Raw genomic sequence first — 24,571 nt, 5'->3', positions numbered from 1 at the left:
CGAATGCGAGTGCCGCTGATACCACGCCGCCAGGACGCCCATCCTGCAGAGGCGGTCTCCGCTCCGGCGGTCGGCCGCCCTTATGAAGGGCCGAAAGCTCTCGGCGAGAGCTTTGACAGCCTCCGCGATCCGCGGCTGGTCGAATTCCTGCGTGGGGGCGGGCAGACGGCCTCCGGCACCATCGTCAATCCGCGCCTCGCGCTCAAGAACACGACGGTCTATCGCTGCGTCAGCCTGATCTCCTACGCGATCGGGATGCTTCCGCTGCACCTCCTCCGGGGGGACGATTTCGACAGTGACAAGGCCGCGGATCATCCGCTCTATGACGTGCTCTACTCGGAGCCGAACAACTGGCAGACGGCCTTCGACTTCAGAAGCCACATGCAGCTGAACGCGCTGCTCTACGGGAATGCCTTCGCCCTTGTGATCCGCTCGCGCGGGCGGGTGATCCGCCTGGTTCCGATTTGCCCGGATCGCGTAGAGCCAGTGCAAGACGACGTCACCTGGGCGGTTCGGTATCGGATCGATGGCGGCCGGCTGATCGAGCCGGAAGACATGTTCCACCTGCGCGCACTCTCGCTCGACGGCATCTCAGGAATGTCGCTGGTGCGCCAGGCGGCCGAGGCAATCGGTCTGGCGCTCAGCACCGAAGAGGCCGCGTCCCGGCTCTTCCGGAATGGGATGCTGGTCGGCGGGGCTATCACACACCCGAAGAACCTGGGCGATGCTGCCTATCGCAACCTCCGGGACAGTTTGGAAGCCCGCTACGCTGGGGCCGAGAACGCCCATCGGTGGCTCATCCTAGAAGAGGGCATGGAGCCGAAGCAGTTTGCCGGCACCGCCGAGGACAACCAGCACCTGGAGATGCGCAAGCACCAGATCGAGGAGATCGCCCGGACGTTCGGCGTGCCGAGACCGCTCCTCGGCGTCGATGACACGAGTTGGGGAACCGGCATCGAGCAACTCGGCATCGGCTTCGTCCGCTACGGGCTGTCGAACTGGTTCACGGCCTGGGAGCAGGCGATCCGCCGGACGCTGCTGGTCGGCGATGAGAAGAAGACTTTCAAGCCGAAGTTCAACGAGGGCGCGCTCCTGCGCGGCTCTCTCAAGGATCAGGCCGACTTCTTCGCCAAGGCACTCGGCTCCGGCGGCCATCAGCCGTGGATGCATGTCGACGAGGTGCGCAGCCTCATGAACCTGAAAGCGCGGGATGATCTGTCTCCGCCGGCTGGGCAGGCGCCCGCAGAGGAAAGCAACGATGAGCCTCCGGCATCTTCCTGAGATCAAGGCCTTGGACAGCCTGTCGGACGACCTGTCGCCGGTCCCGGCCGACAAGGCTCTTGCGCGCTGGAAGCCAGGGATCCACGCCGCCACCGAGGGCGATGCCGGCGTGATCTCGATCTACGACGTGATCGGGGAAGACTTCTGGACCGGCGAGGGCGTGACCTCGAAGCGCGTCGCCGCCGCGCTCAGGTCCATCGGCGGCCGCGACGTGACGGTGAACGTGAACTCGCCCGGCGGAGACTTCTTCGAGGGCATCGCGATCTATAACCTGCTGCGCGAGCATCCGCACAAGGTGACCGTGAAGGTGATGGGCCTTGCCGCGTCCGCAGCATCGATCATCGCCATGGCGGGCGACCAGATACAGATCTCCGAAATCGGCTTCCTCATGGTCCACAATGCCTGGGCCGTCGCCGTGGGCAATCGCCATGACATGCGGGAAGCGGCGGAAACGCTGGAGCCCTTCGATGACGCAATGGCCAGCCTCTACGCCAGCCGATCGGGCGTGAAAAAGACCGAAGCCGCGGCGTGGATGGACAAGGAGACCTGGTTCAACGGCTCCCAGGCGATCGATGCCGGACTTGCCGACGAGCTGCTCCCCTCCGCAGAGATCGAGGAGCGCGCGGATACCGGCGCCAAGTCGCTGGCAGCCGTCCGGCGGATCGACGCCGCTCTCGCACGGGCCAACCCGAACATGACCCGAAGCGAGCGCAAAAGCGTCATCGCTGATCTTAAGGGCGGCATGCCCGGCGCTGCCGCCAACGCCATGCCCGGCGCTGGCGAACTGGAAGCCGACCTGCGTCGGCTGATCATGACCCTGACAAACTGAAGGGATCACCCAACATGACTATGCATACGCCCCTCGGCCGCCGGGGCCTCGTGTCCGTGCGCGCCGACGCCAGCAGCGCCACTGCGCTGATCTCGGATCTGAACAGGGCCTTCGAAGCCTTCAAGGCCGAGCACACCGAGCAGCTCACCGCCCTCAAGAAGGGCCAGGAAGACGTCGTCAAGAACGAGAAGGTCGAACGCATCAACGCCGCCGTCGGCGAGCTGCAGAAGGCCGTGGACGACATGGCGGTGAAGATCGCCGCCGCTCAGCTCGGCGGCGCCGGCTCCAAGGTCAAGGACAAGGAGTACACCGACAGCTTCCGCGCCCACTTCCGGAGCGGCGCGGTGCAGGCGAGCCTCAACAAGGGCGCGGATGCGGAGGGCGGCTACCTGGCGCCGGTGGAGTGGGACCGCACCGTCACCGACAAGCTGGTGCAGGTCTCGGCCATGCGCCAGATCGCGTCGGTCCAGCAGATCTCCGGCGCCGGCTTCAAGAAGCTGTTCAACTCCCGCGGGACCGGATCCGGCTGGGTGGGCGAGACCGCGGCTCGGCCGGAGACCACCACGCCCACGCTCGGCTCGCTCAGCTACGCGACCGGCGAGCTCTACGCGAACCCGGCGGCGACCCAGCAGATGCTGGACGACGCGGAGGTGAACCTGGAGCAGTGGATCGCGAACGAGGTGGAGCTGGAGTTCTCCTATCAGGAGGGCATCGCCTTCATCTCTGGCAACGGCACCAACAAGCCGAACGGCCTACTGACCTATGCCACCGGGGCGGCGAACGCGGCCGCGCACCCCTGGGGCGCAGTCCTCGTCAACACGGCCGCCGCCGCCGCGGCCGTGACCACCGACGAGATCATCGACCTGACCTACGCCATCCCGCAGGAGTACACGGCGGAGGCCCGGTTCCTGATGAACCGTGGGACCCAGGCTCGGATCCGGAAGCTGAAGGACGGCCAGGGCAACTACATCTGGCAGCCCTCCTTCCAGGCGGGCCAGCCGGCCATGATCGCGGGCTATCCGGTGACGGAGATGCCGGCGATGCCGAACATGGCGGCCAGCGCCATCCCGATCGCGTTCGGCGACTTCCGGCGCGGCTATCTGGTGATCGACCGTGTCGGCCTTCGGGTGCTTCGCGATCCCTACACCAACAAGCCGTTCGTCCACTTCTACACCACCAAGCGCGTCGGCGGCGGCCTGCTCAATCCCGAGCCGCTCCGCTTCCTGAAGATGGCGGCCTCCTGACGAGGCACGCCACTGAGAGGCGGCTTCGGCTGCCTCTTCCCATTCCAATGGAGACGACGATCATGGCGAAGAAAGCCACCCCAATTGCGAACCAGTCGCCCGCCGATAGTGCGGAGGACCTCGCGAAGAAGAACGCCGAAGCAGCCGCGGAGAAGGCCGAGAGGGCCACTGCGGCCGCTGAAGCGGAGGGCCGTCTCCCGGCCAACAGCGCGGTCACCAACCCGGCTCCGGCTGCGGAGATGGACGCCGCCAGCGGCGCCTTCATGGAACCGGAGATCAAGGCCGCGGTCGCGGCCGCTGCGGACCACCCCGCCGTGGAAAACAACCCGCGGGCCGGAACGTCGGCCGTTCAGAACGGCATCGATTTCAACGACCCGAACCGTCGGGAACCCACCGACCCGAAGTTCGCCGGCCAGGGCCTGGATCTCAGCGTCTACGGCGACGCGGCGAAGCAGTGAACGCGATCGGGGCGGGCAAGCCCGCCCCGGCCGTTCGTCAGAGGTGCGCGCATCCATGACCGTCACCGTGATCACGCCGCCCACAGACCTGGTTGTCTCCATCGAGGAGATGCGCCGGCATCTGAACGAGACGAGTGACGAATTCGACCCTCTGCTGGAAGAATACATCCTGGCCGCTAGCGGCTTGCTGGCAGGCCCGGATGGTTTGCTGGGGCGTTCGCTCGCCCTCCAGACCTTGGAGGTGGAAGCAGAAGGCTTCTGCCCAGGCCGCATCCGTGTCCCATGCCCGCCGGTGGTGACGGTTCTGAGTGTCAAATACGACGACGCCAGCGGGATTGAGCAGACGCTTCCTTCGTCAGCCTATCGGGTAGTGAGGAGTGACGACGGTCATACCTACCTTTCGAGCAGCTGGGGTACCTCTTGGCCGGCCACCCGATGGGGACCAGGCGGTGTTCGCATCAGGTACGAAGCCGGTTATGCACCCGGGGCCGTCCCGCAGCCAATCAAGCAGGCCGTGCGGTTGATGGTCGCCGACATGTTCGCCTACCGGGAGAGCAGAATCGGCGCCGCCGCGGCTACCGCTGTGCCGCACGATGTAGAGGGCCTGGTTGCCAACTTCCGGATCTGGAGCTTATGATGCGCGCCAGCGGCCTGGACAGGCGGATCGTGATCCAACGCGCTACCACCGCGCCGGATGCAATGAACGAACCCATCCAGACCTGGTCGAAGCTGGCGAGCGTGCTGGCCGCCAAGGAAGACATCCGTGACAGCGAGCGCTACAGCGCCGGTGCGGTCGTCGCGAAGATCACGACCCGCTTCCGCATCCGCTGGTCTACGACGGTCGCTGATGTTTCCCCCACGGATCGCATCTTGTTCGACGGGCGGGTGTTCGACATCGTCGGCACGAAGGAGATCGGCCGCCGAGAAGGCGTCGAGATCACCGCATCTGCTCGAGCGGAGCGGGTCTGATGGCGCGCGTGAAGGTGAAGGTGGAGGGGCTGCGCGAACTGGAGCGCGCCCTCAAGGATCTGCCGAAGGCGACGGGAAAAAACGTGCTCAGGCGCGTGCTGACCGAAGGTGGTGAGCCGATTGCCCGCGCAGCGCGCGGCAAGGCGCCGGTGGAAGTCGGTTACCTCCGCGAGGGGATCGACGTTGGGACGAAGCTGACCCGACGGCAGCGCGGCCTCCATAATCGAGAGAGTCCTGTCGAGGTCTTTGTCGGCGCCAGCGGCGACCCAGCGGCGCACATCCAAGAGTTCGGGAACGAGGACAACCCGCCTCAGCCCTTCATGCGGCCGGCTTGGGACAGCCAGAAGATGAAGGCGCTGGACCTCATCTCCGTCCGCCTCGGCGTGGAGATCGACAAGGCCGCCGCCCGGTTAGCGCGGAAGGCCGCGAAGGGCAAGGGCTGAGATGGAAGAGGCGCTCGTCGCATTCCTGCTCGCCGACGACGGGGTGGCCGCGTTGGTGGGCTCCCGTGTCCAATGGGTCCTGCGGCCGCAAGCCTCCGCGCTTCCCGCGATTGTGCTCCACCGCATCGATGGAGACCGGGACTACACGATGGGCGGGCCGAGCGGACTGGTTGCCAGCCGGGTCCAAGTCGACTGCTGGGGGGAGACCTTTCTCGCCGCCAAGCAAGCGGCCCGGGCCGTGCTGGCGCGCATGCAATCGGTGCGCGGCATCAACGGGGATATCGCCTTCCAGGCAGCGTTCGCAGAGAGCGAGCGAGGCGAATACACGGCGCTGGTCGACGCCGGCGAGCGGCTATACCGCGTTTCCACCGACTACATCATCTGGCACAGCGAGGGCTGAAAATGGCGACTGAAGCGATGATCGGTCATGGGTCTCTCTTCGAGATCTCGACCGACAACGGGACCACCTGGGAGCCGATCGCGGAGGTGACGGACATCACCCCGCCGAGCGACAACATCGACGTGATCGACGCGACGCACATGCAGTCGCCGGGCGCGACGCGTGAGTTCATCCTCGGCCTCAACGACCCGGGCGAGGCCTCGTTCGAGATGAACTTCATCCCCGGTTCGGACGCTGACGACACGATCCAGGCGGTGCGCGCCGCGCGCGAACGGGTGAAGTGCCGGATCACCTGGCCGAACGACGTGACCTGGACCTTCGATGGCATCCTCACCGGCTACGAGCCCGCGGCGCCGACCGACGACAAGATGACGGCAACCGTCACCTTCAAGGTGACCGGCTCCTACGTGACGGGGGTCGCGGCCTGATGGCGAACAGTCTCCGCGGGGAGGTCGCGTTTGAAGCGCTGGGCGCGACCTACACCCTCGTCTTCGACTTCAATGCGCTGGTCGACCTGGAGGAGGAGTTCGATATCGAGGCCTCGCGCCTCGGCGACATCCTCCAGTCCGGCAGAGCCGGCAATCTGCGCCGCGTCTTCCGCATCGGTCTGGCGCGTTTTCATGCGGGCATCACCGACGCGCAGGCCGGGGACGTGATTTCGGTGCTCGGTCCGCAGCGTGCCGGCGAACTGATCGCCGAGGCATTCACCAAGGCGTTCCCGAAAGCGGAGGCGGCCTCAGGCAGCGCGCGCCCTCCGAAGGCGAGGGCTGGGACCCGCTGAAGCTGTCCGGGATCTGGTCGGGGGATCTCGGCCTGGATGCAGATAGCTTCTGGCGACAGACACCCCGAACCCTCGCACCGATCCTACAAGCTCGTGCCGATCGCCTGGCCCGCGAGCAGAACGAGCGGGCGTGGCTCGCGTGGCATGTGGCAGCCCTTCAGCGTGTGAAGAAGTTCCCGAAGCTGAAGGACCTTCAGGGCCGCCGGCCCGGCCCGAAGAAGCGCCGCGGGTCGATGCCGATGGACCAACAGATTGCCATAGCGATGGCCTGGACGGCTTCGGTCAATCGGAAGGCGCCTACTTGAGGCCGAACTGCGCCTTGGTGACCATCTTACCGTTCTGGAACATGGCGTTCATGTTCCCGCCGAAGCTGGCGCCCCACCACATGAACATGACGGTCGAGATCCCCGCGATTTCGGAGCTGCTCATTTCCTCGCCTTCGCACCCCAGGACCCGAACGGCTTCGGCCAGCGTCATGCCGTTCTTGAGCTGGTCGTACTGAGCCTTGCTGACTTCGCACGTGGCCGCATTCGCGGCGGTGCTCATGAGGCAGATCCAGGCCGCGAATATTCGCAACATCGTAGTCCCCTGAAAGGCAAACATGGCCGGTGCAGTGATCGGCGCCCTCCGCGTCATTCTGGGCGCGGACACCGCCGCGTTCGAAGATGCCATGAAGGACGCGGCCGACAAGCTGAAAAGCGTCGGCAAGACCATGCAGAGCGTCGGCAAGACGCTCTCCGTGGCCGTCACCGCCCCGGTCGTCGGTTTCGGGGCCGCGGCGGTCAAGGTCGCCGGCGACTTCGAAGCGGCAATGAACCGCGTCCAGGCGGCCTCCGGCGCCACGGCCGATCAGATGGGCCGCATGCAGGCCATGGCCTTGGACCTCGGCGCATCGACCTCCAAATCCGCAGCCGAAGCCGCTGCCATGATGGAGATGCTGGTTAAGAACGGCGTCTCGGTCGAGGACATCCTCGGCGGCGCGGCCGAGGCGTCCATCAAGCTTTCGGAGGCGACCGGCGGGGACCTGGCGACCTCGGCCGACGTGGCCACCAACGTCATGGCCCAGTTCAAAATTGAGGTCGGTCAGCTCGGGAAGGTGGTCGACGGCATCACGGGCGTCACGCTCGCCTCGCAGTTCGGGTTCGAAGACTACAAGAACGCAATTGCCCAGGCTGGCGGCGTGGCCGGATCGCTCGGCGTCAGCATCGAAGAGTTCAATGCGGCGATCGCTGCCACGTCCTCGGTGTTCAATTCGGGCTCGGATGCGGGCACCTCGTTCAAGACCTTCCTGACGACGCTCGTCCCGAAAAGCGACGGCGCCGCTGCCGCCATGCAGGAACTTGGCCTGGAGTTTTTCGAGGTCGATGGCTCCATGAAGTCCATGGCAGCCATCGCGCAGGAGCTTCAAGACGGGCTTTCCGGCCTCAGCGACGAGGCCAAAAATACCGCGCTTACGGAGATCTTTGGTCAGGATGCGATGCGCACCGCGGTTGCGCTCGCGGACCAGGGCGCCGCCGGCATTCAGAAGATGACCGAGGCCGTCACGCAGGCAGGGCTTGCGGATGAGCAGTCCGCGGCGCGCATGAAGGGCTTTAACGGCGAGCTCGAGAAGCTTTCAGGCGCGTTCGAGACCCTGCAACTCGCTATCGCGAACAGCGGTCTACTGGCTTTCATGACCGAGATGACGACCAAACTTGCCGACGCCATCTCCTGGCTAAGCAAGGCGAACCCGGCCATGCTGAAGTGGGGCACGGTGATCGCGGCGGCGGCAGCGGCCCTGGGTCCGCTTCTCATTGCCATCGGCCTGTTCACGACTGCGATGGCGGCGATCAGCGCACCAGTCTATGCAGTAGTTGCTGCGCTCGCTGCCGTTGCTGGCGGCATCACTCTTGCGACCCAAGCATTCCAGATGTTCGGCGACGACATCATCGCCATTTTCAAGGCCCTTCCCGGTCAGATGATGGAGATCGGTCGGCAGATCGTCGCGGGCCTCTGGGAAGGCTTCAAGGCCGAATGGGCGCTGTTCAAGCAGAATGTTTCTGACATGGCCGGGAGCGTGGCCGGGTGGGTGAAGGATAAGCTCGACATCCGATCGCCTTCCCGTGTGATGGCCGAGGTGGGCAAAAACGTCGTCCAGGGCCTCGACGTTGGCATGAAGGAGGAGTTGCCCTCCGTGCAGTCGACCGCCGAGGACATCGGCTCGACAATCGGCGATGCCTTCATGAGCGTGGTCGACGGGTCGAAGTCTGCCAAGGAGGCGATCGGCGACCTGATCAAGTCCTTTGCCAAGATGGCGCTCCAGCAGATCAACTTCGGCAGCTTGTTCGGTGGGGGCGCGGCCGGCGGCGCGGGCGGCGGCGGAGGCTTCCTCGGTGGCCTGCTGAACAGCATCTTCGGCGGCCTTCCCGGCTTCGCCAACGGCGGGTCGTTCAAGGTTGGTGGGGCTGGCGGCATCGACAGCCAGCTGGTGGCTTTCAAGGCCTCGCCGGACGAGCGAGTGTCCATCCACAAGCCGGGCGCAGAACGAAGCATGGGCGGCGGCGTCGTCATCCAAGCCGACTTCCGCGGCGCGGACGCTCAGGCGGTGGCCGGCATTTCGGCTCGGCTCGACAAGATGCAGGCGGAGTTGCCGACGATGGTCAACGGCATCAACCGCACGGCCCAAGCGCGAGGCGTTCGTCGATGAAGCTGGTCGATTGGCCTGTCGGCCTGTGGGCGCGGTCCATCACGCCCACGGCCGGCCCGAACTCCCGCGGGTCGACCGAAAGCATCACCGGCGACGTGCAGACCGTGGAGAGCCCTTACGGCCTCGTCGGCCTCGCCATGGAGTTCCCGCCGCTGCAGGGGCGGGCGGCACGGGCCTTCCGCGGGCTCGTGACGGCGCTCCACGCCGGGGCAAACGCGGTGCGCGTGCCGTGGGTGGACCCCTATCAGCCGAGCTATGAAGAGCTCGGCACGAGTGTGACGAAGGCCGAGGAGCTCGGCGGCGTAACCTGGTCCAACGGGCTGCCCTGGTCCAACGGCCAGAACTGGCAGGTGTCGCCGCCCTTCGCCGCAGTGGAGACGGCCGCCGCGGTCCGTGCCACCGTGGTCGAACTCGACGTGGCTGCCTGGGGTGGCGAGATCTACGCCGGCACCACCTTCGGGTTCGTCGGGCAATTTGGGCTCTACACCGCGAAGTCGGTCACCATGGCCGGCACCGTCGCGACGGTCGAGATCTGGCCCAGCCTGCGCAAAGCCATCACCACCGACGACTACGTGACCCTCCGCCCGGTCATCGCCATGCGGCTGAAGTCCAGCGCCGGCGGCCAGTTCTCTAGCGACCTCGCCGCCATGGATAGCGTCTCGCTCGACCTGATCGAAATTCCGGACGCGGTGCTGCGGGCGAACCTCTCGTGACCACGATCGGCATCATCCCGGAGGAATACGAGGCGCTGCTCTCGGCGCCGCACGTCGTGCTCACCGTGCTGGCTCACATGCAGTTCGCGAGCGGCGAGCTCCGGCTTCATCCCGGCACCGGCACCCTGGAGGCGGGCGGCTTGGAATGGCAGGGCGTCACCGACCCGGGCCAGACGCGGGTGGTCAAGATCGGGCCCGTGCAGCTGCCTGAGGTCAACGTCGCGTCAAAGGTCGACCTCACGCTCACCGGCGTTGACACGGCCTTCTTGCGGGAGACCCGCCGCATCGTCACGAGCCGCCATCGTGAGGTGGAGGGCCGGCGCGCGGATCTTTACCTCGCCGTGTTCCGGCCCGGCACCGACACCGCCGTGACGCCGCCGCTGCCGCTCTTCACGAACGGCCGCATGACGGCGCCCAGCTTCCGCTTCGACGGCATCGGCAACCGCGAGGTGACCGTCGGCATCGAGGGTGTGTTCAGCGCCAAGAACTTCGCGCCCGGCGGCCGCTATACCACCGCCGACCAGCGCCGCCGCTACCCGGGCACGACCGATCGGTTCTTCGAATACGTCGGCGCCAAGCTCTCCTACCGCTGGCCGAAATGACCCTGACCGAGTGGATCCGGGCAACCTCGGGCGAGCCGTTTCGTCCGGGTTGGTCGGAGTGTGCCGGCTGGGCGCTGCGGTGGGTGCAGGTCGCCCGCATGGTCGACGTGTCACCGTGGATGCCGCCAGACGGTGTCGACCCCGCCGACTACGTGGCGGCGGCCGGCGGGCTCGAGGCGCTCGCCGCCGGCGCGGCGGCGGGCCTATGCCTGGAGCCGACCGACATGCCGGAGCGCGGCGACGTGGGTGTGATCGTCGTGGTCCGAACCGCTGTCGCCGGCATCTGCACCGGCCCGGACCGGTGGGCCGTGAAGAGCAAGGACCGCGTCGTGTTCATCGACGCCAAGGCCGTGTTGGCCGCCTGGAGGGTGTGAGTGGCCGATCCAATTTCCATCCTCATCGCCAGCGGGCTCACGGCCGCCGGCGTGGGCGGCGCCGCCACGGCCACGGGCACGGTGCTGGGCGCGACGTTCGCCTATTCGGCCACCGCGCTCACCATCAGCCAAGTGGTCACCGCGGGGCTATTCCTCGGCGGGTCGCTCCTGTTCGGCGCGCAGAAGCCGCCCAAGCCGGAGGCCGCGCGGCAGACCTTCGAAGCCGCCGACGCGCCGCGGCTGGCGATCCTTGGCCGGGCTCGCGTCGGCGGCAACGCCAACTTCAAGGCCGCGAAGTCGAACATCCTCTACATCGTCGTCAGCCACTGCCAGGGACCGGTGACAGGTATCGAGGAGGTATGGATTAACGGACGGTCGGTGACGGTCGAAGCGGATGGGCAGATCTCCAGCCCGCCCTACGGCCGGATCTCAGGCACCGACTGGCTCTCGATCCAGACCAAGGCCGGCACGTCGTCCGAGGCCGCATGGCCGGAACTGGTGTCGACCTTCCCCGGCGAGTGGACATCGGAGCACCGCGGTCTCGGCGTTGCGCAATCGCTGCTGACGTGCCGGTCGCCCGGCCTGGAGAGCACGAAGCATTTCAAGATCTACCCGAAGGGCGAGCCGCAGGTCGAACTCCTCGTCCGCGGCCCCGGCTGGTTCGACCCGCGGATCAACAACTACGCCTGGAGCGACAACGGCGTCCTCGGCATCCTCTGGCTGCTCACGGCCGACGAGGCCGACGGCGGCTGGGGGCTGCCGTTCGACCAGTTCGACATGGACGACATCGCGCTTGAGGCGGACAAGGCCGACGAGCTCGTCGCGCTGAAGTCGGGCGGCACCGAGAAGCGGTCCCGCATTTCCGGCGCGTTCGAACTGGAGACGGCCCGCGGCCAGATCCTCGCCGAGGCGCTCCTCTCCACCGGAACGCAGATCCTGCCGACGACGGACGGCAAGTGGACCATCCGCCTCATCGAGGACGACCCGGCCGCCACCGTCACCGTGAACCTGCCGACCGCGACCTCCGTCACCTGGTCCGCCGGCCCGGAGGCAGTGGAGCGGCCGAACATCTGCCGGGTGAACTACTACAGCCCGGAGCGCCGATGGGACTTCGGCGACATCCCGCTCGACGGCATCCGCTGGGCGACCTACCGCGACGAGATCAACGAAGTCGGCGAGCGCCCGGTCGACATCAAGCTGGCCTTCTGCCCCTCGCATGCCCAGGCGGCGCGGATCGCCCGGCGCGTGTTCGGGCTTCAGCGCGCGCCGCGCGGCGAGGTCACGACAAACCTCGCCGGCCTCCTGGCGATGGGCCACGCGCACGCCATGATCCCGATCCCGGATCTGGAGGAGACGGTTCTCGCCGATCTCACCGGCCCGCGGCTCAACGACGACGGCGTGACCCTGTCGATCCCGTTCGTGGAGCGCCCGACGCTCGCCACGTGGACACCGGCCACGCACGAGCCGGACCCGCCGGACACGCTGCCTGAGATCGCCGACGGCGATGCGCCCGGCGCGCCGGACTTCCTGGACGCGGTCTTCGTGCCCAAGACCGGCGGCGCGCAACTCCGGGTCTGGTACTCGTCACTCGCCAGCGTCGGCGAGGCAGTCTACCGGGCCGCCAGCCCGACGCCGGGCCCGTGGCAGTCCATGACCGAAGTGAAGTCCGGCGTGAACCTCTGGGCCTACGCCAACGCCGTGGACCGAACCTATAACAGCGACCTCCGGGCGCGTGTTGCCGACAGCACCGACGACCCGCCGTCCGAGTGGTCGGCGATGACCAACCTGTCCAACGACTACGAGGCACTGACGCCATCGGCGCCGACGCTCGCCTCCGGCATCGTCGACAGCAACCACCAGCTGACGATCACGACGGGCGACCTCTCGGCCAACCTCGCCACCATCGAGCGGCGGGTGAACGGCGGCTCGTGGTCGACGCTGGAGAGCGGCATCGACGTGCAGCCCTGGGCGCCGACCGTGCGGACCTATTCGCCCGTCGGCACGCCCGGCCAGAACGTGGACTTCCGCGTCTCGGTCTCCGGGCCGACCGGGCTCTCCAGCCCGACGAACACGACCACCATCACCATCCCCTGATCTAGCCCGACATCCGAGGTGACCAGATGACCCTAGCGCTCACGCGCTCGGCAGCGACCGTCTTTGCGCCAACGACGGGCGGCGGTGCGCCCCGTGGCGCCGTGATGGGCGAGGCGTCGACCTGGGGCAGCGAGATTGAGACCGAACTCGACGCGGCCAAGGCGGCGTCCAGCACGGCGACGCTTGGCGCGACCTATCTGAAGATCGCCAACCTCCCGTTCACCTCGCTGGAGATGCACGGCGGCTCGACCGGCGCGGCCGGGTCGGTCAACGCGACGGCCATGCTGGCGGCGCTGGCGGCCGGCAAGGAGGTCAGGCTCCTGCGCGGGTCCTACGCCATGGAGGAGGTGGAATACACTCTGCCCGACGCCGACGCGGACGTGGCGATCACCGGCCTCGGCGGCCAGTCCTCGGTGCTCTTCTTCAGCGGCGCGGAGCTCGGGATCCACATCGTCCAGTCGGCGCCCGCGACGCAGATGCAGGGGGCGAAGAGTTCGGTCCGACTGGCCGGCTTCGGGTGCCGCACCAGCCTCGACGACAACACCGGTGTCGGCGTCTTCATCGACTATCCCGACGCGCTTTCCGGCAGCGACAGCGGCACCTCGGCGAGCGTGCAGGTGGACGACCTGGTGTTCTCCGGAGCCGGAGAAGACCAGTACTGGGGCGCAGGCCTCCGCCTCAACAACGTGACCTATCACCAGATCCGCGGCGTCCAGGGCACCGGCCCGGAGGGAAGCCGCGCCGGCACGCTGATCGACCTGATCGGCAACAAGAACAACGTCGACAACTCGATCGAGAAGCCACGCGGGCGCAACCTGTCGAGGCTGATCTCGGTCTCCGGCCGCTACGAGGGCCTGGTCGTCGACACGCCGATCGGCGTCGATGTGGACACCGGCATCTACTGGCATGCGACGCTCACCGACGGGGAGACGGCGCAGCCCTGGCTCGACGTTCGTGGCGGCCACATCAACGCGCACGTCGCGGCAATCGACACCGACCGGGTGGCCGAGGGGTTCGTGACGGGTCTCAACGTCTACGTGGCGTCGAGCGGCGGCAAGGGTCTCCTGGTGCGCAACGACGCCGGCCTTCAGGACGCGCTCTACTGGCAGGTCGCGCACAACAAGTTCCAGACCACCGTAGCGAAGTCCGCGCAGCAGGCCATCGACTTCGGCGACGACTGCGGGTTCTCGGTGATCGACCGCAACATCATCGTGAACTTCCACCTCGGAATTGGCCTGGTAGCCGGCTGCAACAACTGCAGCGGCGCCAACCTGCACCGAGGCAACAACACGAATGTGCAGAACAACGGCTCCGGAAACACGGTGACCTGATGACTCTCACCAAAACCGCCGCTGAGGTCTTCGCCCCGACCACGCTCGGCGGCGCGGCGCGCAGTCCGATCCTCGGGGAAGCCGCGATCTGGGGCACGGAGATCGAAGGGGCAACGGGCCTCTTCGGCACCTCTCGGCCGACCTGTCTCCTACGCCGGACGGCCAACCTGGCGGTGCCGACGAGCGTGCTGACGCCGGTGCCTTGGACCGTGCAGGACGACAACAACCCGTCAACGATGCACAGCCTCTCGTCCGACACAGACGAGGTGTTCCTGCCCGTCTCGGGCCTCTACCAGATCACGTTCAAGGGCTTCTGGGCGCAGAGCACGTCGAACAGCCGTTACCTGACCATCCTCGTCAACAACGTCGCCGACGACCGCTTCCGCGTCGAGGGCCCGGGCCTTGCCAACGACCACACGATGGCCTTCACGCTTGCGCGCTACCTGACTGCGGGTACGGGCCTCAAGCTGGCCGCCTGGCAGAACAGCGGCGGCAATCTGAACCTACGCTATGAACGCACGCTGCTCGCCGTCACCCTTCTCGGCACATGAGCAGCGCCGCGCTCCGCTCCACCCTCGACCATGTCGGCCCGGAGACCTTCCGCGGCTCGTTCCACGCCACCTACGGATGATGCTCCAGCCTCTAGATGGCGATCTCGATCAACACGCCGGACGTGAGCAGCGTCCCGATGTAGGCGGCGACGATGAGCAGTCCTGTCCGGGGCGAAATGGATGTCTCCAGGACATCGGAGACTCGGGATGCGTATGCGGCAGTCATCGTGTTTCCTCCTGCTCGCCCATGTGTCCGTACTGCAACTACCAAACGGTTAATCGCGGCGAACCATGGCGAGAGGATGGCTAACTAAAAATCAATGCGAAAACCGCAAACCCAGCGAGCATGAACGAGGTCAGTGCGCCCAGCTTCGTCAGTCCAAACAAGACTTGAAGTGTCGTCGCAAAAGCTGGCCAGAAGCGACTTCTATAATAGCGTTGCTGCGTGTGCATGCGTCATCCTCCCGAATAGATCCTATCATTTCGCCGAATAGTGTCATGGCCCAATGATTTACGTACTAACCCTTAATCCGGACGTCGAACGTAGGCGTCGTTGAGGGGGGCTCGTGATCCTCCCCGTCCTGTCAGGTCTACCGTTCTGGAGCCAATCTCCTTCCATCGCCGCCGCCTCCGGGCGGCTTTTTCGTGTCGAGGATCCTCATGTCCGATGACGACATCCCTGTTCGCCGGGGGAACACGCTCCTGGCGCACTTCCTCTGCCGTGACGACCAGAACCTGCCGTTCCCCCTCGACGGTGCCGAGTTCCGGATCCAGCTCGGCCGCCAGTCACCGCCCGTGCCGCTGATCAAAAGCACGGCGGACCCGGACTCCGGTTTCACCCTCGACGCCGAGGCAGGCATCGTCTCGCTGGTGCTGACCGCCGCCGAGACGCGGTCGCTGAAGCCCGGCCGGGTCGGCCGCTACGAGCTCGAGTATGTCGGCAACGGCATGGAGGTCTCGGTGAAAGCCGGCTTCCTCAAGGTCGAGGAGGGCATGAACTCCGATGGCTGACGCCACGATCTACGAGGTTCGCGTCAACCTAGAGCGCGCCCTCGCACCGAAGCAAATCCCGGTGCTGATGCCGGCGGCGGTTGTCGAGGCCCAGGCCGCGAATACCGCCCGGCTCGACTTTTCCAAGCGCCTCACCCTTCCCGCAGCCCTCATTATCGGACTGATCTGACATGGCCGACAATCTTCAGGTTCGCACCGCCAGCGGGGCAACCACCAGCGTGCGCACGACGGAGACCGGCGGGGTGCACACGCCTGTCCACAAGGCGGAGCTCCGCGTCGTCGGTGAGGACGTGTCGCCGGACAACCCCGTGCCGATGACGAGCGCGGCGCTGGGCGCTGCTGCCGATCCGGAAGCGACCGGCGACGGTTCGGTGATCGGGCTCCTGAAGCGGCTCCGGACGCTGTTCTCGGGTGTGCTGGCCACGGCGCGGCCGCCGGTCACCCTGACCGAGGTGGCGGGCTCGCCGTTCGCGCTGACGCCGAGCTGGCAGAAGGTGACGACCACGACGACGGCGGACAAGGCGCTGGCCATCTGGCCCCTCGCTGATGCGAGCGCCTACGACATTGAGGTCGCCTATGTCCCGGCGGGATCGGCGGCGCCGACGAAACCGCGCGGCCGCCCGATCCTGGCTGGTGAGGACTTCCCCGGCGGCATGCCCCTCGGCGACATCTACCTGAAGAGCGCGACGAGCCAGTCCGCCGGCGTCGAGAAGGGGGTCTGAGCCATGGCGAAGGTGCCTCCGTTCTCTCCGCGCGCTCTGCCCGCCCGCTCCCTCACCTACGTCACAGGCCATGATGCGGCTGGCCTGCCGGGCCGTATGTCTACGCGTACGAAGCTGTTGAGCCGATTTCGTGCAGGATTGGCCGGCTATCATGCTGGTCTCTCCGACTTGAAGATCGGGTTTCTCGGCACCAGCACGATGACGGGCGTCGACGGCGGAGCGGGGGCGAATGCCCTCCGCAACAGTCCACCCATGCGGCTCGGCCGTAAACTGAAAGCCAAGGGCTACAAGGTTGCGGCCGAACACCGTTTCGCCAGCGGCGGGCTGACGCAGGCGCAGCTTGTCGCCGCTGACGCGCGCGTCACGATGACGGGTACGTGGGCGACTACCACCAAAACACGCGGCGGCCGTACGTTAAACGCGACGGCAGCGGGAACCATCACCTATGCTCCCGACGACGATGTTGACACTTTCGAGTGGATTTTCATCCAGAACTCGGGCTTCGGCACGGTTAACGTCAAGCTGGACAACGGCGCCAATACTCTCGTCAACCTCAACGGCGCTGGTGCGCTCAAGAAGCAAGTTCTGACGGCGGGAAGCGTCGGCGAGCATACGTCTACTGCGACTTGGGCGAGTGGCACGGTCGCCTTCGTCGGCCTGCGCACGTGGGACTCCACCGTCAAGAACATCTTCTTGGAAAACTACGGTTATGCCGGTTCCGTCATCGCCGACATAACGACCGGAACTGCCGCGTGGGACACCTTGACCGCGCTGAATGCGGACCCTCCGGCTCTTTTGGATATTGCAATGGGCGTCAACGATGCTCGTGCGATCAGCGGCGCCACGCCGGCAGCTTTCGATACGGCGCTGCGTACCGTAATCGACGTACTAGGCCCCAACATGGATATCGTACTTGAGACGATGACCCCAGACGGGGACACGGTTACATATCCGACTATCGCCACGTACCACCCGCAAATCGATGACATTATTCGCAAGGTCGCTTCAGATTACAATTTGCCGCTGATCGATTTCGCGGAGTTCTACGGAGACTTCGCTACCGCCAACAGTTTTGGGTATATGAACACCGACAAAGTCCATATGACCACCAAGAGCAACGACGCGCGAGCAGAAAGCATTCTCCAGTTTCTGGGAATGTGATTTATTGGAGTTTATATTCTTAATCGCCGTCGCATCAGCGTGCGAGACATCCCTTTCGCTGTGACTGTGCCTCGTCCCGGTCTGCCGTGCTGCATCGGGCCTGGAGCCTGGGCACCGCCTAAACTCCCCACCATCGGTGACATCATGGATATCGACCAGCTCCGACGCTTCGCGCCGGGGGCGAAGCCCCATGTGCTCGACGGCATCCTTGCCGGCTGGCACTTCGCCGAGGCGGCTGGCATCACCACGCCGAAGCGCGTCATCCAGTTCATGGCCCAGCTCTTCGTGGAGAGCGGCGGCCTGCGGGTGACGGAGGAGAACCTCCGCTACTCGGTAAAGCGCCTGCAGGTCGTCTGGCCGAGCCGGTTCAAGTCCGACCGGGACGCCGCGCCTTTCGCCAACAACCCGGCGGCGCTTGCGAACCGCGTCTACGGCGGCCGGATGGGCAACGGCCCGGAGGCGAGCAGCGACGGCTGGCGCTACCGGGGGAGGGGACTGAAACAGCTCACCGGCAAGGCGAATTTCCGCGCCTTCAGTGCCTGGGCCCGGCAGCGCTTCCCGGACGCTCCGGACTTCGTCGCTGACCCGGACCGCGTCGCCGAGTTCCCCTGGGCCTTCGTCTCGGCCGTGTGGTTTTGGGATGCCAACGGGCTGAACCGCCTCGCCGACAAGGACGACACCCTCGCCATCACGAAGAAGGTCAACGGCGGGCTGAATGGGCTCGCCGACCGCCGTGCTGCCGTCCGAAAGGCGGCCGAGGTCTGGGACGAAGCCGGCGAGGTGTCGGTCATCGGCCGCAAGACGCCGAGCCGGACGCCGATCGGCTGGAAGGCCATCGCGGCCTCTGCCGGCGGCGTCTCCGGCGCGGCGGCCCAGTCCTACGAGGTGGTGCAGCTGGCCCAGAACGCCCGCACCTTCTCCGACCTCCTCGGCATCCCGCTCCTGGTGCTGGTGCTCCTGCTGATCGTCGCCGGCCTTGGCGCCTACATCTACTGGAACCGGCGCCAGATGGCCGAGGTGGAGAAGATCTGATGTTCGGGCTCGACATCCGTCTCCTCACGATCGGCGGCCTGGTGCTCGTGCTCGTCACCATCGTCGCCGGCGGCGTCGTCTACGTCAGCCACCGGGAGGATGTGGCGCGGGCCGAGGGCAAGGCCGCGGCCGAGGCGACCTGCGAGGCTGAGAAGGCGAAGATCATCGGCGCTTGGCAGGCCGTCGTCGCGAAGATGGCAGCTGACTATGCCGAGGTCCGCGAGCGCGAGCGGGCGCGGCAGGAGGCGATCACCCGCCGGGCCCGGGAGGAAGGCGCTGCCGCCGCGGCCGATCTGCGCCGGCAAGCCGAAACCCTCGCGGCCGATCTCACCCGGATCCAGGCAGAACAGGACGCCGATCCGGCCACAGCGCTCGCCTGCGGCTCCCTCGAGGGCGTCCGCCGCTACAACCGCTCCATCGGCCAGTAGGACTCTCCCATGCCCATCATGATCATGATGATGGTGGCGATCGCCGCCGTCTTGGCCGGCTGCGTTCCGACGCGTTCGCCACCGCCGCCCCAGATCACCGTGCGCCAGGCCGACGCGCCGGACCTGGAGCCGATCCCGGTCGAGCTCGCCGTCGCATGCCCGCGCGCGGCCGCCCTGCCGCTGCAGGAGCCGACGGCCGGCACCTGGGAGCGGCTCGCCATCACCAACGGCACCAAGGCGAACACCTGCGCCGATCGGCATGCCGCGACAGTGCGGTGGGTGAACACCCGAGACGCGCGCCTCGGCGCCGCGCCAACCCCGGAGCCGAAGCCATGATCGCGCGCCTGGTGCTCGTCATGGCGATCGTGCTCGTCGTGCTCGTGATGTGCGGGGGGAGGGCGCCCGCGGCCGAGTGCGCGCCCGAGGCGGCCGTTGAAGCCGCGATGAGCGAGACGGCCGCCGCGCGCGACGGCATCCGCTACCGGCTGACCGGCCGGCGCGCTGTCGTGGCGGCGAAGGTGATCTCGGCCATGCTGGTCCGGCCGACGCCGGCCGTCGACACCGTGCACGCCATCCACGACGGCCGGCGGATCATCGCCGCGCTCGCTCATGGTGGATGGGTCTGCGCCCCGTTCCTGGCCATCTCCCGAGACCAGTGGCGTGCCGTCCTGAAGACGCTGAAGGTGATCGAGTGAGCTCGGTCCGACCACATGCACCACTGGTTAAACGAAGAGCGGGTGGTCGGGCACGAGAGGCTCTGACATCGAGCAAAAAATTCCGGCAGGATGACTATAATATGCGCGGAACACATTCCTGCACCTTCAGTTCGGCCCTGGTCTCCTCAGAATGGGGCCAAGGCTATGGATCACCTTGAGTGGATACAGGTAGATGATCGGCAGCTTCAGTTTCGATGCGGCGACTACGAGGCGATGATCTGGCGAGCCCCGGACGATACCTGGCTTTGCGTTCTCGAATGCCAGAACGGGAAAACGCGGCGTGGCGAGAAGTTTCGAACGGCCTCTGAAGCCAAAAGCTGGTGCGTACAAGAGATGCTAGCGGAACAACTGCAAGATCTCCTGCGGCATCTGCATGCACGATTGCCGAAGGCGCGCAGATTTCATTGAGGGAAAAGGCGCTATTCTGGAATGGAGAGGCAGCCGCCTCGGCTACGAGGCCGGCAGGATCGCCGCTAATATGGCCAAATACCTCCGCGGCAGTCCCGTTCAACAGGAACGCCAGTTGCCGCGCGGGCCCCTGCACGTCATGCACGGAAACGAACCATCTTCATCGTGCAAAATTGGAGGCGATCCAGTGACCGCCGCCCTATCCAATCCATCACTCGTTCAACGGAGGGCAGGGGTGCCTCGCACGAAAGGCCCGCAGATGCTGATCGTCCACATGAACAAGACGTTCCGCGTTCGCTCCAACGAATGGTTCATGGCCGCGGTCGTGTTCCTCTGGGGCGTCGTCCTCATCCAGCCGCAGGAGACCTTCACCCAGCCGTCCTACTCGATCCTCGCCCAGCACGCCTCGGAGGACACCTGGGCCATCTTCTGCCTGGTCGGCGGAAGCCTTCGCCTCCTCGCCCTTGCCATCAACGGCGCCATGCGACCGTCGCCTCACGTCCGGGCCGTCCTTGCCTTCCTGTCGGCCTTCTTCTTCCTCCAGCTCGCGTTCGGCTTCCTGACCGCCGGCACGCTCTCCACCGGCCTGGCGGTCTATCCCGCTGCCGCAGTGTTCGATTTCGTGAACGCCCTCCATGCGATCGGCGACGCGGCAGACGTGGACAGGAAGCACAAAGAGAATGCCCGAGATCCCGCCTAGCCTGATCCCCTATGTCAACGTCCTCACCGTCCTGTTCACCGCCGCCATTCTCGCCCAGCAGTACGCCAGGCGCTTCCGCTCACCCGACCGGCCGCCGGCGCCGCCGGAGGTGCAGATCGTCGGCGGTGCGCTCGCCGATCGCTCGGCCATGCAGATGGTGGCGGAATCCAACCGCGAGCTCGGACGGGCCATCGACCGGCTCACGGACGTGATCGAGCAGTTCGCAGCCGACCAGGAGCGGCGCGACCGGGATCGGGATCATGCGCATGAGATCGGGGAGTTGCGGCGGCAGATCGATCGGCTGATCAGTACTATGGGGTAGGGCGGCGAACTCCGCCGCCCCGTTTCTCAGTTCTTCGTAAAGCGACCTATAAGAGTTAGCAAGTATGGAAGGGCGCGTGCGTCTCTCACCCGGAAGTAAGGTTCAGCTCGGTTCGGCAGCCACTCCGATCTGAAGTGGTGGCGGAAGACCGGCAATAAGGTTTCCGGATAAGCCTTGGCTGCGACCTTGCGACCGTCCTCGTAGATGTGGACATAGGTCGGCAGTTTGGCAGTATCTATTTTCTGCGTCTCGCGTAACCACTTACAGAACATCTTCCCTTCAGAAATATCCGGTAAGATGTGCTCTGGGATAGTGTAACCGTCCAGTTCCAATGGCGCGATAAGCATCACCGTCAATTCTATAAGAATTGAGAAATGACCTATTGGGACATTCTGGCTGTTAGCTACGTAGCGCCGCAGGTGGTAGGGAATCTCCGGTCTAGAGTGCGAATTTAGGATCAGGTTCATATAAGGATACCGTTATATGCGGCATCCAAACGCCTTGACACTTTAGCTGCGGTCTATAGTCTGCCGCTTGTTGATAGATCCAGTGGAAGGCCTTCGGGTCGCCGCGGGGTTGAGACTCGCCGAGGCCCTTCCCAGCCTCGGCGTTTTTGTGCCCGGACATGGGCACGCGGCGAATACTGAAGGTTGTTCGCGGGCGGCGCAACGGCCGATCGCCACTGATCCAAAGCTCTCGTCAGCTACGCCCACTGTCCACAACGACCCGCCGATCTGATGGTCAGCACACGAGCTGATCCAATCAATACCCCCGCGGCGGGACGACGCTGATCGACACCTGCCGCCCGCCACACCCGGCGCACTTCAGCTTCAGATCTCGCGGCCGCACGCCGGCGCCGACCTTCATCGCCGCCCGGCGCAGGTCGACCGGCCGACTCGTGGTGCAGCTCTCGCACCAGGCGTTCAGCCGGTAGCCGAAGTCCAGCATGTCGCCGATCGTCTCCACGTGGATGGGGCGCTCTGTCATCCAGTGGACATGGCGCAAGAACGGGACGGGAACAACGGACAGGATGTGTCAGCGGCGGCGGAGCCTCTGGACATTGCTGGCTGCAGTGGCGCCTACCGTCAGCTTCCGTCTTCAAAGATTCCCGCTTTGTCCCGTCCGCGTCGACGGTTCGAAAGTCTGAACGCTCGTTGATCGCCGTCGGGATCCATCGGGCCTGTCACGCCGGATCGATAGTTCTTTCAACAGTTTGCGGCCGTCCAAATGTCTTCAGTTCTCGCGAAACATAGAGGCAAGGAAGGCGCGGACGGCTTCTTTGGCGGCATCAGTGGCGGGACCATTGAAATGAACCGACGGGCCCATTTCCACGCATGCATCACGCCAGGAAAAGGGCTGGTCCGTGCTCGCATTAACCAGCGTTTTGTTATTCTCTTGCCTCAAGCAGTTCCTGGAGGTCTGGGCATTGTCCACCACGGTGTAGGCAGGGCTGCTGGAGGAGTCGAAGGAATGTCGCGCACCAGGATAGATAGTGACCGCTGCGTCGTGCCCCGCCTTCTGGAGCCGCTCAATGTATGACTCACACCGAGGTGCTGGATTCCAGTCGTCGGCATCGCCGTGGAATGCGCGAATCGGTGCGCCCGTCGTCTCCGTATCCCGGTCGAGTAGAAAGTTGCACGGCGGGTAGAAGGGTAAGTGAGCCGCCAGCTTTGCGGTTTTCGACCCGTACTGCTCCTCAAAGCGGGCAAGCGCAGAGTAAAGCGCACCGATGCCACCGCGAGAGAAACCCATAACTGCAATGCGGTTCTTATCAATCCGGCGGTCCTGCGCAAGCACGTCTAGAGCGCGGTAAGTATCAATAACGTTCATAAACTCGGCGACCCGCCCCTGGTCCGTATAGATCTCCTGGAACCCGCGCGACGTATAACTGTCGATGCGAAGTGTCGCAAAGCCAAGACTTGTCAGGTACTGCGACCAGTTCCAAGTAGATCCGCTGGTCGGCCCGTCTGAGCCGTGAAGGAGAATGACAGCCGGGAACAGTCCTTCGCCATCGGGAAGTACCAGCGTTGCGGGCAGCGTAACGGGTTTGCCGTCCCGCCCTTGTAGAATACTATTGTCATCCAGAGTAACCGACGGAATGCCGATTTTCTCCTCTTGCAATGCTCCAGCGCTCGAAGGAAAAGCAAGAAAGGCGGCGGAAACTATGGCGGCCATAATGCGATGCATGATCCATTCTCCCGTCGCAACGATGTGTTGCGCTTGTTTGAATGTTTTCGGGATGATTGCAGCGGCAAGCTACCTGGGAAGCCCTTTCTGCTGGAACTTGCCCTGCCAGGGGTAGGAACCCGCTGCCGACGAATAGGACTGCGCCCGATGCCTCGGTTAAGGCTATGCCTAGCTTTTTTATCTCGCGCTGCGGCACTGTGGTCTCGTCCATAGCAGCCACTTCGTGATGAAGGTTAGCACGGACGATTTTTGACGCATCATTCAAACCAATGAGTATCGCTCAAGCAGTGACGACCGCCAACTACTGCTTGGGTACTAGAGTGAGATTGTTAGCAGTGCGGATTATCATAAAATACGTGAAAGATATGCGCGCCTTCCTTGCTGCCGATTTTCGCTACGAGCCCGTCCGCAGCTTTCTCCCATTGCGAGGGCACCGACTCAAGGGATGGCACCATGACCAGTCGTTCGCACCCAATCCACTATGTATCCGGCACCAACCAAATTTAGACGGTGGAGAGTCGCAGCAATACCAGTCGCGCTGTAGATAGGCGCAAAGGATGGCGGGCAGTGGCAACCCATGGGAGGAGAACCCGATCCTACATGGGTGTCCTCTGCCTCGCCCCAAGCATGGATTGGCTCAGATGCTAACCGGGCCTCGTCTTAATCGACAAACTCGAGGCCGTAGCGCGGGGCGAGTTCGCCGAACACATCCGGCCCGGTTGAGGGGTCGCCAGCCACGCGGTCGGCGGCATCGATCAGCATACCCTCGAAGCCGCCAGGCGTGCAGACAACAAGCAGCCGCGCCTCCTCTGCCGACTCGTTGCGAAAGTAATGCCGCACCCCCTTGGGCAGCACAGCGGTTGCCCCTGGACCAGCTTCGAAGCTCTCCTCTCCGCACCAGATGCGAACCCGACCTGCGAGCACATGGAAAGTCTCGTCCTCACGATAGTGAATATGGGGAGGCGTACCTTCGCCTGGGGCAACGAATTCCTCCCAAACTGAAACTCGGCCTCCGGTCTGGGCGGCAGTGGCATGAAAGCGGCGGCGGCCGAAAGCCACAGACATCGGCAGTGTAGCGGGTAGCGCGATTGCGGCGTCGCGAAATACGTTGTCCGGCATGAGAGTTCC

General features: G+C 65.3%; 33 protein-coding genes. 27 read left to right on the top strand and 6 right to left on the bottom strand.

The genetic code is table 11. The features are described 5' to 3' along the window. Positions 1-3: 3 nt before the first annotated feature. The 10 genes from BUQ68_RS11565 to BUQ68_RS11520 all read left to right on the top strand — a co-directional run bounded on the left by BUQ68_RS11565 (position 4) and on the right by BUQ68_RS11520 (position 6,405). Positions 4-1,281: a phage portal protein gene (locus tag BUQ68_RS11565; RefSeq protein ID WP_075216087.1), complete on the top strand. Its 1,278-nt coding sequence runs from the start codon at positions 4-6 to the stop codon at positions 1,279-1,281. Beyond that, positions 1,259-2,110: a head maturation protease, ClpP-related gene (locus BUQ68_RS11560; RefSeq protein ID WP_075216086.1), complete on the top strand. Its 852-nt coding sequence runs from the start codon at positions 1,259-1,261 to the stop codon at positions 2,108-2,110. Before BUQ68_RS11565 ends, BUQ68_RS11560 begins: the two co-directional genes overlap by 23 nt. A 14-nt stretch (positions 2,111-2,124) precedes the next feature. Continuing rightward, on the top strand, positions 2,125-3,354 hold the full coding sequence (locus BUQ68_RS11555; protein ID WP_075216085.1) for a phage major capsid protein: 1,230 nt from the start codon (positions 2,125-2,127) through the stop codon (positions 3,352-3,354). Positions 3,355-3,416: 62 nt separating this feature from the next. After that, positions 3,417-3,812, top strand: coding sequence for a hypothetical protein (locus tag BUQ68_RS11550; protein WP_139315224.1), 396 nt, complete (start codon positions 3,417-3,419; stop codon positions 3,810-3,812). A 55-nt stretch (positions 3,813-3,867) separates the two neighbouring features. Continuing rightward, entirely contained in the window at positions 3,868-4,449 is a 582-nt protein-coding gene (locus tag BUQ68_RS11545) for a head-tail connector protein (RefSeq protein WP_075216083.1), read from the top strand. After that, a complete protein-coding gene (locus tag BUQ68_RS11540) occupies positions 4,449-4,781 on the top strand; it encodes a phage head closure protein (RefSeq protein ID WP_075216157.1) in 333 nt (110 codons plus the stop codon). The genes BUQ68_RS11545 and BUQ68_RS11540 overlap by 1 nt, the downstream gene beginning before the upstream one ends. Then, entirely contained in the window at positions 4,781-5,224 is a 444-nt protein-coding gene (locus BUQ68_RS11535) for an HK97-gp10 family putative phage morphogenesis protein (RefSeq protein ID WP_075216082.1), read from the top strand. The genes BUQ68_RS11540 and BUQ68_RS11535 overlap by 1 nt, the downstream gene beginning before the upstream one ends. Before the next feature lies 1 nt (position 5,225). Next, positions 5,226-5,624 carry a DUF3168 domain-containing protein gene (locus tag BUQ68_RS11530; RefSeq protein ID WP_075216081.1) on the top strand — a complete coding sequence of 133 codons (399 nt, stop codon included), beginning with the start codon at positions 5,226-5,228 and terminating at the stop codon, positions 5,622-5,624. 2 nt (positions 5,625-5,626) lie between these two features. Further along, on the top strand, positions 5,627-6,052 hold the full coding sequence (locus BUQ68_RS11525) for a phage tail tube protein (protein ID WP_075216080.1): 426 nt from the start codon (positions 5,627-5,629) through the stop codon (positions 6,050-6,052). Then, positions 6,052-6,405 (top strand): hypothetical protein, encoded by a 354-nt coding sequence (locus BUQ68_RS11520; protein WP_075216079.1) that lies wholly within the window; start codon positions 6,052-6,054, stop codon positions 6,403-6,405. Before BUQ68_RS11525 ends, BUQ68_RS11520 begins: the two co-directional genes overlap by 1 nt. Positions 6,406-6,702: 297 nt before the next feature. On the opposite strand, the gene BUQ68_RS11510 is transcribed toward BUQ68_RS11520, so the two are convergent. Then, positions 6,703-6,951 (bottom strand): DUF3862 domain-containing protein, encoded by a 249-nt coding sequence (locus BUQ68_RS11510; protein ID WP_210215625.1) that lies wholly within the window; start codon positions 6,949-6,951, stop codon positions 6,703-6,705. Positions 6,952-7,006: 55 nt separating this feature from the next. Between BUQ68_RS11510 and BUQ68_RS11505 the strand changes: the two genes are divergently transcribed. Genes BUQ68_RS11505 through BUQ68_RS11475 form a run of 7 tightly spaced genes read left to right on the top strand, consistent with a single transcriptional unit; the run spans position 7,007 to position 14,756 of the window. Then, positions 7,007-9,091: a phage tail tape measure protein gene (locus BUQ68_RS11505; protein WP_075216077.1), complete on the top strand. Its 2,085-nt coding sequence runs from the start codon at positions 7,007-7,009 to the stop codon at positions 9,089-9,091. Further along, positions 9,088-9,804 (top strand): hypothetical protein, encoded by a 717-nt coding sequence (locus tag BUQ68_RS11500; RefSeq protein ID WP_075216076.1) that lies wholly within the window; start codon positions 9,088-9,090, stop codon positions 9,802-9,804. Before BUQ68_RS11505 ends, BUQ68_RS11500 begins: the two co-directional genes overlap by 4 nt. Continuing rightward, positions 9,801-10,406, top strand: a complete 606-nt coding sequence (locus BUQ68_RS11495; RefSeq protein ID WP_083656504.1) for a hypothetical protein — start codon at positions 9,801-9,803, stop codon at positions 10,404-10,406. Before BUQ68_RS11500 ends, BUQ68_RS11495 begins: the two co-directional genes overlap by 4 nt. Then, positions 10,403-10,780, top strand: a complete 378-nt coding sequence (locus BUQ68_RS11490; protein ID WP_075216075.1) for a DUF6950 family protein — start codon at positions 10,403-10,405, stop codon at positions 10,778-10,780. The genes BUQ68_RS11495 and BUQ68_RS11490 overlap by 4 nt, the downstream gene beginning before the upstream one ends. After that, on the top strand, positions 10,781-12,874 hold the full coding sequence (locus tag BUQ68_RS11485; RefSeq protein ID WP_075216074.1) for a phage tail protein: 2,094 nt from the start codon (positions 10,781-10,783) through the stop codon (positions 12,872-12,874). A gap of 26 nt (positions 12,875-12,900) precedes the next feature. Then, entirely contained in the window at positions 12,901-14,205 is a 1,305-nt protein-coding gene (locus BUQ68_RS11480) for a hypothetical protein (RefSeq protein ID WP_139315223.1), read from the top strand. Continuing rightward, the gene (locus BUQ68_RS11475) at positions 14,205-14,756 is read left to right on the top strand and encodes a hypothetical protein (protein ID WP_075216072.1); all 552 of its coding nucleotides are present in this window, start codon (positions 14,205-14,207) and stop codon (positions 14,754-14,756) included. Before BUQ68_RS11480 ends, BUQ68_RS11475 begins: the two co-directional genes overlap by 1 nt. Before the next feature lie 91 nt (positions 14,757-14,847). Here BUQ68_RS11475 and BUQ68_RS24430 read toward each other — a convergent pair whose 3' ends face one another. Then, positions 14,848-14,982 carry a hypothetical protein gene (locus tag BUQ68_RS24430; protein WP_280949698.1) on the bottom strand — a complete coding sequence of 45 codons (135 nt, stop codon included), beginning with the start codon at positions 14,980-14,982 and terminating at the stop codon, positions 14,848-14,850. Positions 14,983-15,416: 434 nt separating this feature from the next. Here BUQ68_RS24430 and BUQ68_RS11470 point away from each other — a divergent pair, with 434 nt between their 5' ends. The 10 genes from BUQ68_RS11470 (at position 15,417) to BUQ68_RS11430 (ending at position 21,256) form a co-directional block, all read left to right on the top strand. Continuing rightward, positions 15,417-15,767 carry a hypothetical protein gene (locus tag BUQ68_RS11470; RefSeq protein ID WP_075216071.1) on the top strand — a complete coding sequence of 117 codons (351 nt, stop codon included), beginning with the start codon at positions 15,417-15,419 and terminating at the stop codon, positions 15,765-15,767. Further along, on the top strand, positions 15,760-15,936 hold the full coding sequence (locus tag BUQ68_RS23740; RefSeq protein ID WP_175577797.1) for a hypothetical protein: 177 nt from the start codon (positions 15,760-15,762) through the stop codon (positions 15,934-15,936). The genes BUQ68_RS11470 and BUQ68_RS23740 overlap by 8 nt, the downstream gene beginning before the upstream one ends. Position 15,937: 1 nt before the next feature. After that, positions 15,938-16,489 (top strand): hypothetical protein, encoded by a 552-nt coding sequence (locus BUQ68_RS11465; RefSeq protein WP_075216070.1) that lies wholly within the window; start codon positions 15,938-15,940, stop codon positions 16,487-16,489. Positions 16,490-16,492: 3 nt separating this feature from the next. Next, a complete protein-coding gene (locus BUQ68_RS11460) occupies positions 16,493-17,650 on the top strand; it encodes an SGNH/GDSL hydrolase family protein (RefSeq protein ID WP_139315222.1) in 1,158 nt (385 codons plus the stop codon). A 144-nt stretch (positions 17,651-17,794) separates the two neighbouring features. After that, positions 17,795-18,682, top strand: a complete 888-nt coding sequence (locus tag BUQ68_RS11455) for a glycoside hydrolase family 19 protein (RefSeq protein WP_075216068.1) — start codon at positions 17,795-17,797, stop codon at positions 18,680-18,682. Next, on the top strand, positions 18,682-19,110 hold the full coding sequence (locus tag BUQ68_RS11450) for a hypothetical protein (protein WP_075216067.1): 429 nt from the start codon (positions 18,682-18,684) through the stop codon (positions 19,108-19,110). The genes BUQ68_RS11455 and BUQ68_RS11450 overlap by 1 nt, the downstream gene beginning before the upstream one ends. Positions 19,111-19,119: 9 nt before the next feature. Beyond that, a complete protein-coding gene (locus BUQ68_RS11445) occupies positions 19,120-19,446 on the top strand; it encodes a hypothetical protein (protein ID WP_075216066.1) in 327 nt (108 codons plus the stop codon). Next, complete coding sequence (locus tag BUQ68_RS11440) at positions 19,443-19,805, top strand: hypothetical protein (protein ID WP_075216065.1); 363 nt, start codon at positions 19,443-19,445, stop codon at positions 19,803-19,805. Before BUQ68_RS11445 ends, BUQ68_RS11440 begins: the two co-directional genes overlap by 4 nt. Positions 19,806-20,469: 664 nt before the next feature. Further along, on the top strand, positions 20,470-20,934 hold the full coding sequence (locus BUQ68_RS11435; RefSeq protein WP_139315221.1) for an acetate uptake transporter family protein: 465 nt from the start codon (positions 20,470-20,472) through the stop codon (positions 20,932-20,934). Then, positions 20,915-21,256, top strand: coding sequence for a hypothetical protein (locus BUQ68_RS11430; RefSeq protein WP_075216063.1), 342 nt, complete (start codon positions 20,915-20,917; stop codon positions 21,254-21,256). The genes BUQ68_RS11435 and BUQ68_RS11430 overlap by 20 nt, the downstream gene beginning before the upstream one ends. Positions 21,257-21,282: 26 nt before the next feature. On the opposite strand, the gene BUQ68_RS23300 is transcribed toward BUQ68_RS11430, so the two are convergent. The 4 genes from BUQ68_RS23300 to BUQ68_RS11415 all read right to left on the bottom strand — a co-directional run bounded on the left by BUQ68_RS23300 (position 21,283) and on the right by BUQ68_RS11415 (position 24,562). After that, positions 21,283-21,723, bottom strand: a complete 441-nt coding sequence (locus BUQ68_RS23300; protein WP_139315220.1) for a BstA C-terminal domain-containing protein — start codon at positions 21,721-21,723, stop codon at positions 21,283-21,285. 295 nt (positions 21,724-22,018) lie between these two features. Continuing rightward, entirely contained in the window at positions 22,019-22,243 is a 225-nt protein-coding gene (locus BUQ68_RS11425) for a hypothetical protein (protein ID WP_139315219.1), read from the bottom strand. Between the two features lie 246 nt (positions 22,244-22,489). Then, positions 22,490-23,443: a dienelactone hydrolase family protein gene (locus BUQ68_RS11420; RefSeq protein ID WP_075216061.1), complete on the bottom strand. Its 954-nt coding sequence runs from the start codon at positions 23,441-23,443 to the stop codon at positions 22,490-22,492. A gap of 660 nt (positions 23,444-24,103) precedes the next feature. Beyond that, positions 24,104-24,562, bottom strand: a complete 459-nt coding sequence (locus tag BUQ68_RS11415) for a cupin domain-containing protein (protein ID WP_075216060.1) — start codon at positions 24,560-24,562, stop codon at positions 24,104-24,106. Positions 24,563-24,571 lie beyond the last annotated feature (9 nt).

This window comes from Mongoliimonas terrestris (assembly GCF_001927285.1).
GTDB classification, from domain to species: Bacteria; Pseudomonadota; Alphaproteobacteria; order Rhizobiales; family Pleomorphomonadaceae; genus Chthonobacter; species Chthonobacter terrestris.
Note: the sequence above shows the minus strand (reverse complement) of the source record. Positions and strands in the feature narration are given on the sequence as shown.

What these genes read in the sequence shown, in the direction of transcription:
- BUQ68_RS11565 (WP_075216087.1), top strand. Translation starts at nt 4, where the DNA reads ATGCGAGTGCCGCTGATACCACGCCGCCAGGACGCCCATCCTGCAGAG.
- BUQ68_RS11560 (WP_075216086.1), top strand. Translation starts at nt 1,259, where the DNA reads ATGAGCCTCCGGCATCTTCCTGAGATCAAGGCCTTGGACAGCCTGTCG.
- BUQ68_RS11555 (WP_075216085.1), top strand. Translation starts at nt 2,125, where the DNA reads ATGACTATGCATACGCCCCTCGGCCGCCGGGGCCTCGTGTCCGTGCGC.
- BUQ68_RS11550 (WP_139315224.1), top strand. Translation starts at nt 3,417, where the DNA reads ATGGCGAAGAAAGCCACCCCAATTGCGAACCAGTCGCCCGCCGATAGT.
- BUQ68_RS11545 (WP_075216083.1), top strand. Translation starts at nt 3,868, where the DNA reads ATGACCGTCACCGTGATCACGCCGCCCACAGACCTGGTTGTCTCCATC.
- BUQ68_RS11540 (WP_075216157.1), top strand. Translation starts at nt 4,449, where the DNA reads ATGCGCGCCAGCGGCCTGGACAGGCGGATCGTGATCCAACGCGCTACC.
- BUQ68_RS11535 (WP_075216082.1), top strand. Translation starts at nt 4,781, where the DNA reads ATGGCGCGCGTGAAGGTGAAGGTGGAGGGGCTGCGCGAACTGGAGCGC.
- BUQ68_RS11530 (WP_075216081.1), top strand. Translation starts at nt 5,226, where the DNA reads ATGGAAGAGGCGCTCGTCGCATTCCTGCTCGCCGACGACGGGGTGGCC.
- BUQ68_RS11525 (WP_075216080.1), top strand. Translation starts at nt 5,627, where the DNA reads ATGGCGACTGAAGCGATGATCGGTCATGGGTCTCTCTTCGAGATCTCG.
- BUQ68_RS11520 (WP_075216079.1), top strand. Translation starts at nt 6,052, where the DNA reads ATGGCGAACAGTCTCCGCGGGGAGGTCGCGTTTGAAGCGCTGGGCGCG.
- BUQ68_RS11510 (WP_210215625.1), bottom strand. Translation starts at nt 6,951, where the DNA reads ATGAGCACCGCCGCGAATGCGGCCACGTGCGAAGTCAGCAAGGCTCAG.
- BUQ68_RS11505 (WP_075216077.1), top strand. Translation starts at nt 7,007, where the DNA reads ATGGCCGGTGCAGTGATCGGCGCCCTCCGCGTCATTCTGGGCGCGGAC.
- BUQ68_RS11500 (WP_075216076.1), top strand. Translation starts at nt 9,088, where the DNA reads ATGAAGCTGGTCGATTGGCCTGTCGGCCTGTGGGCGCGGTCCATCACG.
- BUQ68_RS11490 (WP_075216075.1), top strand. Translation starts at nt 10,403, where the DNA reads ATGACCCTGACCGAGTGGATCCGGGCAACCTCGGGCGAGCCGTTTCGT.
- BUQ68_RS11480 (WP_139315223.1), top strand. Translation starts at nt 12,901, where the DNA reads ATGACCCTAGCGCTCACGCGCTCGGCAGCGACCGTCTTTGCGCCAACG.
- BUQ68_RS11475 (WP_075216072.1), top strand. Translation starts at nt 14,205, where the DNA reads ATGACTCTCACCAAAACCGCCGCTGAGGTCTTCGCCCCGACCACGCTC.
- BUQ68_RS24430 (WP_280949698.1), bottom strand. Translation starts at nt 14,982, where the DNA reads ATGACTGCCGCATACGCATCCCGAGTCTCCGATGTCCTGGAGACATCC.
- BUQ68_RS11470 (WP_075216071.1), top strand. Translation starts at nt 15,417, where the DNA reads ATGTCCGATGACGACATCCCTGTTCGCCGGGGGAACACGCTCCTGGCG.
- BUQ68_RS23740 (WP_175577797.1), top strand. Translation starts at nt 15,760, where the DNA reads ATGGCTGACGCCACGATCTACGAGGTTCGCGTCAACCTAGAGCGCGCC.
- BUQ68_RS11465 (WP_075216070.1), top strand. Translation starts at nt 15,938, where the DNA reads ATGGCCGACAATCTTCAGGTTCGCACCGCCAGCGGGGCAACCACCAGC.
- BUQ68_RS11460 (WP_139315222.1), top strand. Translation starts at nt 16,493, where the DNA reads ATGGCGAAGGTGCCTCCGTTCTCTCCGCGCGCTCTGCCCGCCCGCTCC.
- BUQ68_RS11455 (WP_075216068.1), top strand. Translation starts at nt 17,795, where the DNA reads ATGGATATCGACCAGCTCCGACGCTTCGCGCCGGGGGCGAAGCCCCAT.
- BUQ68_RS11450 (WP_075216067.1), top strand. Translation starts at nt 18,682, where the DNA reads ATGTTCGGGCTCGACATCCGTCTCCTCACGATCGGCGGCCTGGTGCTC.
- BUQ68_RS11445 (WP_075216066.1), top strand. Translation starts at nt 19,120, where the DNA reads ATGCCCATCATGATCATGATGATGGTGGCGATCGCCGCCGTCTTGGCC.
- BUQ68_RS11440 (WP_075216065.1), top strand. Translation starts at nt 19,443, where the DNA reads ATGATCGCGCGCCTGGTGCTCGTCATGGCGATCGTGCTCGTCGTGCTC.
- BUQ68_RS11430 (WP_075216063.1), top strand. Translation starts at nt 20,915, where the DNA reads ATGCCCGAGATCCCGCCTAGCCTGATCCCCTATGTCAACGTCCTCACC.
- BUQ68_RS23300 (WP_139315220.1), bottom strand. Translation starts at nt 21,723, where the DNA reads ATGAACCTGATCCTAAATTCGCACTCTAGACCGGAGATTCCCTACCAC.
- BUQ68_RS11425 (WP_139315219.1), bottom strand. Translation starts at nt 22,243, where the DNA reads ATGACAGAGCGCCCCATCCACGTGGAGACGATCGGCGACATGCTGGAC.
- BUQ68_RS11420 (WP_075216061.1), bottom strand. Translation starts at nt 23,443, where the DNA reads ATGCATCGCATTATGGCCGCCATAGTTTCCGCCGCCTTTCTTGCTTTT.
- BUQ68_RS11415 (WP_075216060.1), bottom strand. Translation starts at nt 24,562, where the DNA reads ATGCCGGACAACGTATTTCGCGACGCCGCAATCGCGCTACCCGCTACA.